Source organism: Bacillus sp. TH19, assembly GCF_016651075.1.
GTDB classification, from domain to species: domain Bacteria; phylum Bacillota; class Bacilli; order Bacillales; family Bacillaceae_G; genus Bacillus_A; species Bacillus_A mycoides.
Genome location: NZ_JAEKEO010000005.1, coordinates 130,435 through 143,808, shown reverse-complemented (window position 1 = coordinate 143,808; position 13,374 = coordinate 130,435). Strand labels below are relative to the sequence as shown.

The window sequence follows — 13,374 nt, the reverse complement described above, 5'->3', positions numbered from 1 at the left end:
TATAAATAGGAAAAGCTTACATCAAATGATGTAAGCTTTTTTTGTGTTTAAATTCCACTCAAAAAGGAAACTTTTCCGTATATCGTTTAAAATGAAAAAAAGGGATTGAATAAGGGGGGATAATTATGAAAGTTGTCATTGCATCGGATTCATATAAAGAAAGCCTGAAAGCTATAGAGGTATGTGAAGCTATTGAAAGGGGCTTTGCAGCAGTTTTTCCTAAAGCAGAGTACGTTAAAGTACCAATTGGAGATGGAGGTGAAGGAACGGTCGAATCTCTTGTTGGTGCTACAATGGGGGGAATTATATCACTTAATGTGACAGGGCCGCTTGGGGAGAGTGTGCAAGCCTATTATGGTATGTCTAAGGATAAGGAGACAGCATTTATTGAAATGGCGGCAGCATCAGGATTACAACACGTTCCAATTGAAAAGAGAAACCCACTTATTACAACGACAAAAGGGACAGGTGAACTGATATTACATGCATTAGATCAAGGAGCTAAACACATTATTTTAGGGCTTGGAGGAAGTGCTACAAATGATGGTGGGGCAGGTATGTTGTCTGCTTTAGGCGTAGAGTTTATTAATAGGAAAGGTGAAGTAATTGAGCCCTCTGGAGGAACATTACATTTGATTACTGCTCTTAACCTTTCTCGTATGGATACACGTTTGAAGGATATAAAGCTAGAAGCAGCATGTGATGTCGATAATCCATTAGTTGGACAAAAGGGAGCGTCTTTTGTATTTGGGAGACAAAAGGGTGCGAATGTAGAGATGATGAAAGAGCTAGACGGGAATTTAAAACATTATGCTAATATACTTAAACAGTACGTATCTTTTGATGTGTCCCTAATACCTGGTGCAGGGGCAGCTGGAGGAATGGGAGCCGCTGTCGTTGCAGTACTAAAGGGACAGCTAAGAAAAGGGATTGAAATTGTATTAGATTATACAAATTTTGATAAGTGTATAGAGGGTGCCGATCTTATTGTAACTGGTGAGGGAAGGATAGATGAACAAACAGCTTATGGAAAAGCTCCTGTTGGTGTCGCGAAGCGGGCGAAATGCCGTCATATTCCTGTAATTGCTATTGGTGGATCTGTATCTCCGAACTATACAATTGTTTATGAAAAGGGAATTGATGCAGTATTTAGTATTACAGCAAGTCCAATGACATTAGAAGAGGCATATAAAAGGGCAGAAGAGAATATAGAAATGACAGCGAGAAATATTGCAGCAGTGTGGAAACTAGCATCAGAAAAACGCTTCTAAGTGTAGAAGTGTTTTTTAAATTCAGTTATTTGAGGATGTTTTGTGTAATTCTAGGTATTGATGGAGAAAGGCACGGATAAAAATATTAGCTGATAGAAAAGTTAGTTGGTTCATTAAGTTAACTTTATACATAGAATAGTTTAAAAATCGGGAGTCCAACGTAAATATAAGTGAATAAAATGTATATCCATGCAGAAAAATGTCGAGTTGAGTCAGACTATATAAAAGATTTAAAATATTTAGTGAAGGCATAAAAGGGGGATACTATCTATGAAAAAAGAAATCTCAGTTATTGGAGTTCCAATGGATTTAGGACAGATGCGTCGCGGGGTTGATATGGGACCAAGTGCGATCCGTTATGCAGGGGTAGTTGAAAGAATTGAACAAATTGGATATGACGTAAAAGATATGGGAGATATATGTATAGAGAGAGAAAAAGAAGTAGATGAAAATACAAAGTTACGAAACCTTACTCAAGTTGCAACTGTATGTAATGAACTAGCGACTAAGGTTGATCATATTATAGAAGAAGGTCGTTTTCCACTTGTATTAGGCGGTGATCATAGTATTGCTATCGGTACGCTAGCTGGTGTGGCGAAACATTATAAAAATTTAGGTGTTATTTGGTATGATGCACACGGTGATTTAAATACAGAAGAAACATCACCATCTGGAAATATTCACGGTATGTCACTTGCTGCAAGTTTAGGTTATGGACATTCTTCACTTGTAGATTTATACGGGGCATACCCGAAAGTAAAAAAAGAGAACGTTGTAATTATAGGTGCACGTGCATTAGATGAAGGGGAAAAAGACTTTATTCGTAATGAAGGCATTAAAGTATTTTCAATGCATGAAATTGATCGTATGGGTATGACGGCTGTTATGGAAGAAACAATTGCTTACTTATCTCATACTGACGGTGTTCATTTATCATTAGATTTAGATGGTCTTGATCCTCATGATGCACCAGGAGTTGGGACGCCTGTAATTGGTGGTTTATCGTATCGTGAAAGCCACCTAGCGATGGAAATGTTAGCAGAAGCTGATATTGTTACATCTGCTGAATTTGTTGAAGTAAATACGATTTTAGATGAGAGAAATAGAACAGCAACAACAGCGGTTGCTTTAATGGGTTCTTTATTCGGTGAAAAACTAAAATAAATGTAAGAAAAGCAACTGAGAAGTTGCTTTTTTTATTTGAAAATAGGCGTATAATAATGACTTATATTATACTGTAGGATAAGAAAGTTTGACATCTTACCAATTTAAGCTAAAGGGGGGCGTTTGTAATTGTCGTTTGGTTCATGTATGGTATAATTAACTAGTTGTTGGAAATACATACAGATAGAGCATAAAATAATATTTCAATATATGGATAGAATTGCTCGTAAGTAGGAGGAAGGGTTAGCATGCCTTTTGAAGATACGACCATTTTGAAATATCTTAGTACGGCATTAGATATTGCTGTTGTATGGTTTATTATATATAAGCTAATTCTTATAATTCGGGGCACGAAGGCTGTGCAACTTTTAAAAGGTATTACAGTTATTATTGTCGTCCGGATGATTAGTATTTTACTTGAATTGCATACGCTATATTGGCTAACGGAACAAGTATTAACGTGGGGATTTTTAGCCGTTATTATTATCTTCCAGCCAGAATTGAGAAGAGCACTTGAGCAGCTAGGACGGGGTAGCTTATTTTCGCGTGTGGGAACTCACGAGGAAGATGAACCTGAAATTGTTGCAACAGCGATAGCGAAAGCAACGGAATATATGGGAAAACGTAGAATTGGTGCACTAATTACTTTGTCAAAAGAGACTGGGATGGATGATTATGTAGAAACGGGTATTCCGCTAAATGCAAATGTATCATCGGAATTACTCATTAATATTTTTATCCCTAATACCCCTCTTCATGATGGAGCAGTAATTATGCAGGGAAGTACAATTAAAGCAGCAGCATGTTACCTTCCGTTATCAGAAAGCCCATTTATTTCTAAGGAGTTAGGAACTAGGCATCGCGCTGCAATGGGAGTTAGTGAAGTCACTGATAGTATTACAGTAGTTGTGTCGGAAGAAACAGGCCAAATTTCTTTAACGAAAAACGGGAAGTTACATCGTGATTTGAAGACAGAACAGCTGAAGGACATGTTGTTAGCAGAATTTAGTGGGAATGAAAAAACGACTTCTTCGTCTTTATGGAATTGGAGGAGAAAGCGTCATGGATAAGTTAATGGAGAATCATTGGTTTTTAAAAGGAATCTCATTACTATTGGCGTGTATGCTTTTTATGTCAGCAACTTTAACTGAAAAAAATACGACAGCGAATATACTACCTTTCGTAAATGAAGCGAAAGAAACATTAACTAATTATGGTATTAATCTTAAGTATGATGAAGAGAAGTATATTGTAAGTGGTATTCCAGAGGGAGTTAAGGTGAAGTTAGAAGGTCCAAAAGCAGCGGTTGCTGCAACAAAAAACAAAAGACAATTTGATATACCAGTTGATTTGGAAGGTCGACCAAAAGGAACGTATGAAGTTTCTTTAAAAGCGAACGGGCTTCCAGATGATGTGAAGGGGACAGTTCAGCCAGCAACAATTAAAGTCACTCTTCATGAAAAAGCGAAAAAGTATGTTCATGTAGATTTAAAATTATCAAATGAGGACCAGATGCCAGCGGGTGCTATTCTCGAAAAATCAAACATTAAACCTGATACTGTTGAGGTAGTTGGGACGAAAGAAGAAATCGAAAGTATTTCATCTGCTAAAGCGTATATTGATTTAAAAGGTGTTAATAAAACTGTTACAAAAACAGCCGAAGTTACATTATACAATAAAGAAGGAAAACGTTTAAATGTAAGAACGAGTCCATCTAAAATTAGTGTAACATTGAATGTGGCGACGCAAGCTACGGCCAATAATACTGAAAAAACTGTTCCTGTGACGTATACGAAAAAGGGGAGTTTGCCAGAAGGATTGACTGTTACAAATATTAGCGTTGAGCCGAGAGAAGTAACGATAGCAGGTCCAAAAGACATTTTGGATAATATACAATCTATAGAGGGGGTCGAGGTAGATTTTAGTCAATTGACGGATTCTACAACATTCGATGCCTCTGTTTTATTGCCAAAAGGTGTAACAAGTGCAAAACCAAATCAAGTGAAGGTTTCCGTAGGGGTACAAAAGGTAAAACAAACGAAAAGTAAAACTATTGATGGTATCCCGATTCAAAAAAGTGGAATTCCGAATGATGTTACTGCGCAGCTACTTTCGCCACAAGATGGAAAGATAAGCGTTGATATTTCAGGAGAAGCAAGTATAGTAGATAAAATAACAGCTGCTCAAATAACAGCGGCGATTAATCTGCAAAATGTATCTCCGGGGACGAAAGATGTTTCTATTCAAGTGAGTGGTCCTGGTAATATTTCGATAGAAGCAAAACAAAAAAGTGCTAAAGTCACAATTGTGAAGAAAGAAAAGCCGGATAAAGAAGTACAGGGTAATATTGAACAACCAGATTCAAAAAACAATCAAGAAAATCAAACTGAAAAACCAAAAAATCCTGAACCAGATCCAGAAAAGGATCAGGAAAAAGATAAAGAAAAAGACAAAGAAAAAGACAAAGAAAAAGACAAAGAAAAAGACAAAGAAAAAGAAAATGGCCAAGAACCAAGCCAAGAACCAACAGTAGATAATCAAAAAGAGCACGAAAAAGGAGCGAATAATAATGGGTAAATATTTTGGTACAGACGGAGTACGTGGGGTTGCAAATAAGGAATTAACACCTGAATTAGCTTTTAAAATAGGACGTTTTGGCGGCTATGTATTAACAAAAGATACAGATCGTCCAAAAGTAATTATTGGCCGTGATACACGTGTATCTGGACATATGCTAGAAGGAGCTTTAGTAGCAGGCCTATTATCAACTGGAGCGGAAGTAATGCGCCTTGGTGTTATTTCTACACCAGGTGTGGCTTATTTAACAAAAGCTTTAGGGGCGCAAGCAGGTGTTATGATCTCTGCATCTCATAACCCAGTACAAGATAATGGAATTAAGTTCTTCGGTTCAGATGGATTTAAATTAACAGATGAGCAAGAAGCAGAAATTGAAGCGTTATTAGACAAAGAAGTTGATGAGCTACCACGTCCAACAGGTACTAACCTTGGACAAGTGAGTGATTACTTTGAAGGTGGACAAAAATATTTACAATACATTAAACAAACTGTAGAGGAAGATTTCTCTGGTTTACATATTGCTTTAGATTGTGCACATGGTGCTACATCTTCTTTAGCTCCATATTTATTTGCAGATTTAGAAGCTGATATTTCAACAATGGGAACTTCACCGAACGGTATGAATATTAACGCTGGAGTAGGTTCTACGCATCCAGAAGTGTTAGCTGAATTAGTAAAAGAAAAAGGTGCTGACATTGGTCTTGCTTTTGATGGTGACGGAGACCGTTTAATCGCAGTAGACGAAAAAGGAAACATCGTTGATGGCGATCAAATTATGTTTATTTGCGCGAAGTATATGAAAGAAACTGGTCAATTGAAACATAATACAGTTGTTTCAACAGTTATGAGTAACTTAGGTTTCTACAAAGCGCTTGAAGCAAACAATATTACAAGTGATAAAACAGCAGTTGGTGATCGCTACGTAATGGAAGAGATGAAACGTGGTGGATATAACCTGGGCGGAGAACAATCAGGTCATATTATCTTACTTGATTACATTACAACTGGTGATGGAATGTTAAGTGCACTTCAACTTGTAAACATCATGAAAATGACGAAAAAGCCATTATCTGAGCTTGCAGGCGAGATGACAAAATTCCCACAATTACTAGTAAACGTTCGTGTAACAGATAAAAAACTAGCATTAGAAAATGAGAAAATTAAAGAAATTATTCGTGTTGTAGAGGAAGAAATGAACGGAGACGGTCGTATTCTTGTTCGTCCATCTGGAACAGAACCACTTATTCGTGTAATGGCAGAAGCACCGACACAAGAAATTTGTGATGGGTATGTACATCGTATTGTAGAAGTTGTGAAAGCGGAAGTTGGAGCTGAATAATTTACCAAATTTGTTTTAAAAGGAGCACAAGAAGTGCTCCTTTTTCATATGTTTTATAGACAATGAAAAAAATTTCATTGACGATTTATATTGTTTGTTATACGATGGTCTTGTTCTTTTTCTCAAAGGAAATATTGTAAATTATAAAAGCGCCAGAACTACAAGTAGTGTAGTTGACGAGGTGGAGTTTATCGAGATTTCGGCGGATGACTCCCGGTTGTTCATCACAACCGCAATCTTTTACTTAAAACATTAAGGTGACTTAGTGGACAAAGGTGAAAGTGTGATGAGAGAAAAGGAACGGATGAATACTAGCTGTATAAGTATATACGGACTTTAACCCAATCGAGAGGAAGGTGAAAGCCGTTACAAGCTTACAGGGCTAGCAATATGTAATCCGTTTTTTTAATATAAATAAATGGTATCGGACTATGTCGTTACATGTTCGCAAAGCAGTGTAAGCATTTGTAACGGCGACTAAACATGTGTGGAATCGTAGGATTTATTGGAGAGCAAGATGCAAAGGAAATTTTATTAAAAGGTTTAGAAAAGCTAGAATATCGCGGATATGATTCAGCAGGTATTGCAGTACAAGCAGAGAACGGTGTTGTTGTATACAAAGAAAAAGGCCGTATTGCAAAACTTCGCGAAGTCGTAGAAGAGAACGTAGCAGCAAGCGTGGGAATCGGTCACACACGCTGGGCTACACACGGTGTTCCAAGCAAACTAAACGCGCATCCGCATCAAAGTACATCAAAACGCTTTACACTAGTTCATAACGGTGTAATTGAAAACTATGAGTTAGTGAAAAAGGAATATTTACAAGATGTAACGTTCGTAAGTGAAACAGATACAGAAATTATCGTGCAACTTATGGAACAACAAGTGAGCACAGGACTAAGTGTAGAAGAAGCGTTCCGTAATACGCTATCTCTTTTACATGGCTCTTATGCAATCGGATTACTTGATGCTGAAAATCCAAACATGATTTATGTTGCTAAAAACAAAAGCCCGCTATTAGTAGGTGTTGGTGACAACTTTAATGTTGTGGCGAGCGACGCTATGGCGATGTTACAAGTTACAGATCAATTTATTGAGTTAATGGATAAAGAAATCGTAATCGTAACGAAAGAAAGTATTACAATTAAAAACTTACAAGGTGAAACGATTGAACGTGCACCGTTTACAGCGGAATTAGACGCAAGTGATATTGAAAAAGGAACATACCCTCATTTCATGCTTAAAGAAATCGATGAGCAACCACTTGTAATCCGTAATATAATTCAAAAGTACCAAGATGAAAATGGCGAGATTGAACTGAATGAAGATATCCGTAACGCAATTTTAGATAGCGATCGTATTTACATCATTGCATGTGGAACAAGTTATCATGCAGGTCTTGTTGGAAAACAATTTATCGAGAAGTTTGCAAAAATGCCAGTTGAAGTGCATGTAGCAAGTGAATTTTCTTATAACATGCCATTATTAACAGAGAGACCATTCTTCATTTACATTTCACAAAGTGGTGAAACAGCTGATAGCCGTGCAGTACTTGTACAAACGAATGAAATGGGTCATAAAGCATTAACGATTACAAACGTACCTGGTTCTACGCTTTCTCGTGAAGCTGATTATACACTTCCGTTATACGCGGGACCAGAAATCGCAGTTGCATCAACGAAAGCTTACACAGCACAGCTTGCGGTACTTTCAATTTTAGCTGCGGACATTGCTAAAGCAAAAGGCGAAGTTCTTGATTTTGATTTAACACACGAATTAGGACTTGTAGCAAATGCAATGATAGAACTTTGTGATCAAAAAGAAGAAATGGACGCATTAGCAAAACAATTTTTAGCAACAACGCGTAACTGCTTCTTCATCGGACGTAGCGTAGACTTCTTCGTAGGTTTAGAAGGTGCGTTAAAACTAAAAGAAATCTCTTACATCCAAGCAGAAGGATTTGCTGGAGGAGAATTAAAACACGGTACAATTGCCTTAATCGAAAACGGTACACCAGTTATCGCACTTGCTACACAAGAGCACGTAAACCTTGGAATTCGTGGTAACGTGAAAGAAGTAGTAGCACGCGGAGCAAACCCATGTATCATCTCAATGAAAGGCTTAGAAATGGAAGGTGACAGCTTCGTATTACCAGCTGTACACGAAGCACTAGCACCGCTAGTAGCAGTTATTCCATTCCAACTTATCTCATACTACGCAGCGCTTCACCGCGAATGTGACGTTGATAAGCCACGTAACTTAGCTAAGTCTGTTACTGTTGAGTAGGAGATTGGTAGAGTAACTAGATTATTGTAAATTTAAAATAAAGTCACGACGTTTATAAAAAAGTTGTGAAGCTTTGCCCCTTTGGATATGATTATCTAAAGGGGCATTTTTGTGTCGAAAAAAAAGAACATCTAAAATCGATAAGTGGATTAAAGAGGGGCAAGGAACTGGCAGTGGGAGAGATTATCAGCCTTGTCTTGAAATTCAAGATGATCCCTCATTAGATCGGTCAGTGGGATTTAAAAAGTATAAAAACCGGCAGACAACATGAGGTTTTATTGAATTTGGGATGGAATTACTTTCATTTAACTGAATTTTCTGTTGTTATTTCAGATATTCGTTGATGGAAAAAAACCACTGATTAGAGTTTCACTTTATTGAACAAATTAGATTACTAGACATTACGAAGGGGTTTATTAATGAAAATGAATGAAAAAACATATCTAAGTATAGAAGAGATTATTTCATTACCAACCTTATCAGGTACAAACATAAGTGACGATGGCAAAAATGTAGCATTTGTAAAGAAGACAGCTAACTGGGAAGACAATACGTATAGAAATTATGTATGGATATATGAAAAGGATAAAGAGCAGAGTTACCCACTAACAGATGGGGATATAGATAGTACACATCCATTATGGTCTCCAGATTCTAAGACTATTGCATACCTTAGTCCAGGCGGTGACGGAGCTAATACAAATCAGATCTTTGTTAAGTCAATAGATGGTGGTAGTAAGGTTCAAATTACGGATGAGAAGGAAGGAGTTAATACATTCAAAAGGGAGCCTACTGGTAAAGGTTTTTATTATGTTGCCCAGTCAAAAGAATGTGAGGAAATAAAGAAGCGTAAGGAACGATATGGAGATTTCCACCATGTAGGTAAGGAACATCGGAATAATTGTTTATACTACGTTGAAATAGAAAAAGGGATACAAAATGATAAAGGGGAACGGAAGGTTAGCAGTGTTTATCAACTAACGAATGGTAAGGATTTTTATATACATAACTTTGATATTTCAAATGATGGGACAAAGGTTGTATTTATGGCTACACCAAGCCTAAACGATCATATGAATGGTGATCTATACATATTAGATGTTGAAGCTGAGGAACTACAAAAGATGAATGTAGATAAGTTGTTGGGCGGGAGCGTTTGCTTTTCTCCTGAGGGCAGCAAAATATGTTACTCAGCAAGCATAAGGGAGAAGGAGTACTATAGAAACCATATACAAGAAAGTACATTAGAGATATATGATATGAGTACTGGAGAGGTAATTCAGCCTCTAACAAACTTTGATAGTACGGTTATGCCATTACAGTGGACAGATAAGGGGATTTTAATTAGATGGCAGGATAAAACTAATTATCTCATTGGGTTGCTATGCGAAGATGGCACTGTGGAAATGTTAAGTGACAAAGTAGATGGCTTTATAATGGATGCTTCTATAACAAGGGATGGACGTCATATATCCTATAGTAAGGCCATAACAAATGAAACCTTTGAAATCTATTTAGACGATAAAAAAATAACGGATGAAAATAGCTTTTTTAAAGGGAAGCTGAAAAGTAACAGGGAAATAATCTCATGGCAAAGTAGTGATGGTTTTGAAATAAAGGGTGTTTTATCAACCCCAGTAGATTTTGATGCCAATAAAAAATATCCCTTATTAGTAGTAATCCATGGTGGTCCGGCTTGGGCATCTTTTCTGATATTCTCAGACTGTTTTAATGAGAAATATCCGATTGAGCAGTTTATCGAAAAAGGCTTTATAGTTTTAGAGCCAAACTATAGAGGAAGTTCTGGCTATGGTAATGAGTTCTTAAAAGCCAACTATAGAAAACAGGGAATTGCTGACTACGATGATGTTATATCTGGAGTGGATAAACTAGTTGAGCAAGGGATTGCAGATAAAGATAGAGTAGGGGTTATGGGATGGAGCAACGGGGGATATATATCAGCTTTCTGTTCTACATTTAGTAATAGATTTAAAGCTATTTCAGTTGGAGGTGGAATTACTAACTGGAGTACCCATTATGTGAATACAGATATACCTTACTTTATTAGAATGCATTTAGGAAATACTCCATGGAATGATCCAGAGATATATACGAAAACATCACCAATGACGTATATTAAATCAGCCTGTACGCCTACCTTAATCCAACATGGCGAAAAGGATGCAAGGATTCCAACTTCCAATGCATATGAGCTATATCAAGGGTTAAGGGATATGGAAGTTGATACAGAATTAATTATTTTTAAAGGAATGGCATATAGTTCTGATCAGCCAGGAATTAATGTGGCTATTATGAAGCAGAATTTGATGTGGTTTTCACACTATATTCTTGGGGAAAGTATGAAAGGTTTTAGGGCTTTATAATGGCTTGTTTTAGTCTTTAAGCTTTTTAGGTGCTTGAAATAAAGTCGTACACATTTATCCGGTTATATATGATTGAGTTTAACATTTCGGATAAGGCAAACTGTGAAATATTTTGGTGTAAATGAGAAAAGAGCCTGAATGTAGGCTCTTTCCTTATTTATATTTAAAAGATGAACTATTCTTATGCAGTTTTACTTAATTTATATGCTTCACGGTTATTTTTTTTGAAAAGTTTTGGGAAAACATAACCATCTAATCCAATACGTCCAGCATTATGTCCTGCAACTAAAATGAACATAGTTAAAATAAGTAGGTTTGGGTTTACACTAACAGTTCCGCTTAATAAAAATGAAAGGTTCATTATGATGCCGAAAAATGCAGCTGTTTTTGTTAATCCACCTAAAATCAAACCTAGACCTACTAAAATTTCTCCCCATTGAACTAAAAAGCTAAATAGGTCTGCGTTTGGAAGAACAAAATGTTGAAGAAAATCTGCCCACCAACCTTGTACTGCAGGGTGGTCACCTGATGCTTGAGCGATAGCTCCTTTTAGAAAACCACTTGCATCAAAAGACTGTCCAAAAACTTTTCCTATTCCAGCAGCGAGCCATGCATATCCTATGTAAAGTCGTAAAAATAATAATATGAAAGTAGCGCGTTTATCAGTTCTTAAAAAATTGATAACCATTGAAATCCCTCCAATGTATTGTATTTACATGTTTATTATATATCCATTGTGAATAAATTCACAATGGATAAAGTGTGAACAAAAATTATGATTTTTCATTTGTACATAAAGTATTTGGAAATATATTGTTTGGAGGATGAATAATACATGAAGGGAGCTCTCCACTAAAATAGGTTGCTCCCATAGTAAACAGATTCATGTACGTTCTTTTAACTAGCTACTATTAGTTTATCTTGTCTTTTCCTTATTATTTCTCTGGTTTTATATAAGGAACAACTTGTGCAGTAGCCCCTACAGAAGCACCGCGAATAAAGTCTTGGTTTTCTAATTCCTTAAAGTTTTCCGTTTTTCCTGTTAGCATAACCCCTAAGATTTTCACTTGATCGTATGGTTTGTTTTCGTTTGATTTTAAAAATTTTTGAATGTCCTTGTCATACCCATCATTATATTGTTTAAGGGAATCAAAGAACCTTTTGTACGATTCTTCGGGAGGGGTTCCTGGCTCAAATCCGTAAACTGGCATACCAGCAGGGCCTCCGCTCTCATCTCTAATAGGTGAGACCATATATAGCCATACGATATTTAAGTTATCCGGTATTTTTGTTTGAATTTCTTTTAATGTATAAGGTTGATCGAAAGAGATAGCGACTTCCGCAACATAGTTTTCCATTTTGGAAACTGCACTTAATTCATTTTTGACTCCATCGTAATATTCCTTGATGGCCGGATTATAAAATGTAGCAACTTTATTTTTCGTTTGTTTATCGTAATTATAAGACTCTTTATTAGACCTACCCCAATGAGTTCCTGGTATTAACTCATTGTAATCGATGTTAGAGCGAAACCAATCGTAAGGGCTTGTCAGTGTATTCCATCGCACTACGTAACCATTAATGTTTTTAGAACGATTGGATGTGATATTGCCGCCAAACATAGATGAACTACTCGTTACTTGAGAATCAATTTGTATATTCGGTTCTGCAATTGCGTTATGTAAAAAGAGTTTTTCGTGAAGCTTCGTAGAGCTTTTTGCTGCGAAGTAATTGCCAACTTTATAAAATATAGGGATAAGTATGATTACAACGATAATAGAGGTAATAATATTTTTAAATAACTGTTTTCTTTTAGCTTTTTTTAATGCATCTTTTAAAGAAGTATCCATTAAGGTTTTCCTCCTATTTTTGAGTGAACTGCTTTACGTGCACGATGTAACTTTTGTTTGACGCTGTTTACTTGAATATCTAGTATTAGGGCGATTTCCTCATATGAAAAGTTGTAGTAGTACTTTAAAAAGAAGGCTTCTTTATATTCTAGTTTTATATCTTTTAATAGATAGAAAATCTCATCTTTATTTAAAACAGCGTCTAATTCTCGGTCTGTATATTGTAATTTTGAATAAATCTCTTCAGTTAAATAGATGTTTTGTTGCTCTTTTTTTCTTTTCAAGTCAATGTATTCGTTTAATGCGACTCTGAAAAACCATGGACGTATGTTACCCTCGGTTAGATCATCTAGCAATGTGTATACTTTATAGAAGGTATTTTGGATGATGTCTTCTGCATCTTCTTTTATAGCCCCTTTCGCTAATAGTAGTTTGAACACTTCCTCTCCTAAATTGATAAGATAGGAGGTCAATATATTTTCTTTTCCCATCACTTTTCCTCC

The 13,374-nt window shown here is 36.3% G+C and carries 10 protein-coding genes and 1 pseudogene; 8 read left to right on the top strand and 3 right to left on the bottom strand.

Translation table 11 applies throughout. The features are described 5' to 3' along the window. Positions 1–125 precede the first annotated feature (125 nt). The 8 genes and pseudogenes from JFU54_RS03310 to JFU54_RS03280 all read left to right on the top strand — a co-directional run bounded on the left by JFU54_RS03310 (position 126) and on the right by JFU54_RS03280 (position 11,021). Complete coding sequence (locus tag JFU54_RS03310) at positions 126–1,271, top strand: glycerate kinase (RefSeq protein WP_201063737.1); 1,146 nt, start codon at positions 126–128, stop codon at positions 1,269–1,271. A 270-nt stretch (positions 1,272–1,541) separates the two neighbouring features. After that, complete coding sequence (gene rocF, locus JFU54_RS03305) at positions 1,542–2,435, top strand: arginase (RefSeq protein ID WP_002009861.1); 894 nt, start codon at positions 1,542–1,544, stop codon at positions 2,433–2,435. 248 nt (positions 2,436–2,683) lie between these two features. Next, the gene (gene cdaA, locus JFU54_RS03300) at positions 2,684–3,505 is read left to right on the top strand and encodes a diadenylate cyclase CdaA (protein ID WP_201063735.1); all 822 of its coding nucleotides are present in this window, start codon (positions 2,684–2,686) and stop codon (positions 3,503–3,505) included. Continuing rightward, positions 3,498–5,012 carry a CdaR family protein gene (locus JFU54_RS03295; RefSeq protein WP_201063733.1) on the top strand — a complete coding sequence of 505 codons (1,515 nt, stop codon included), beginning with the start codon at positions 3,498–3,500 and terminating at the stop codon, positions 5,010–5,012. Before cdaA ends, JFU54_RS03295 begins: the two co-directional genes overlap by 8 nt. Beyond that, a complete protein-coding gene (gene glmM, locus JFU54_RS03290; RefSeq protein ID WP_002029377.1) occupies positions 5,005–6,351 on the top strand; it encodes a phosphoglucosamine mutase in 1,347 nt (448 codons plus the stop codon). The genes JFU54_RS03295 and glmM overlap by 8 nt, the downstream gene beginning before the upstream one ends. Positions 6,352–6,637: 286 nt before the next feature. Then, a pseudogene (locus JFU54_RS30330) lies at positions 6,638–6,822 on the top strand (hypothetical protein). 12 nt (positions 6,823–6,834) lie between these two features. Beyond that, positions 6,835–8,637 (top strand): glutamine--fructose-6-phosphate transaminase (isomerizing), encoded by a 1,803-nt coding sequence (glmS, locus tag JFU54_RS03285; RefSeq protein ID WP_002029375.1) that lies wholly within the window; start codon positions 6,835–6,837, stop codon positions 8,635–8,637. Between the two features lie 419 nt (positions 8,638–9,056). After that, a complete protein-coding gene (locus JFU54_RS03280; protein WP_201063732.1) occupies positions 9,057–11,021 on the top strand; it encodes a S9 family peptidase in 1,965 nt (654 codons plus the stop codon). Between the two features lie 181 nt (positions 11,022–11,202). Here JFU54_RS03280 and JFU54_RS03275 read toward each other — a convergent pair whose 3' ends face one another. From JFU54_RS03275 to JFU54_RS03265, 3 genes are all read right to left on the bottom strand, one after another. Continuing rightward, positions 11,203–11,709: a DoxX family membrane protein gene (locus JFU54_RS03275; protein WP_002029373.1), complete on the bottom strand. Its 507-nt coding sequence runs from the start codon at positions 11,707–11,709 to the stop codon at positions 11,203–11,205. 247 nt (positions 11,710–11,956) lie between these two features. Continuing rightward, positions 11,957–12,871, bottom strand: a complete 915-nt coding sequence (locus tag JFU54_RS03270; protein ID WP_159147377.1) for a sigma factor regulator N-terminal domain-containing protein — start codon at positions 12,869–12,871, stop codon at positions 11,957–11,959. After that, positions 12,871–13,362, bottom strand: a complete 492-nt coding sequence (locus JFU54_RS03265; protein WP_002029371.1) for an RNA polymerase sigma factor — start codon at positions 13,360–13,362, stop codon at positions 12,871–12,873. The genes JFU54_RS03270 and JFU54_RS03265 overlap by 1 nt, the downstream gene beginning before the upstream one ends. Between the last annotated feature and the right edge of the window lie 12 nt (positions 13,363–13,374).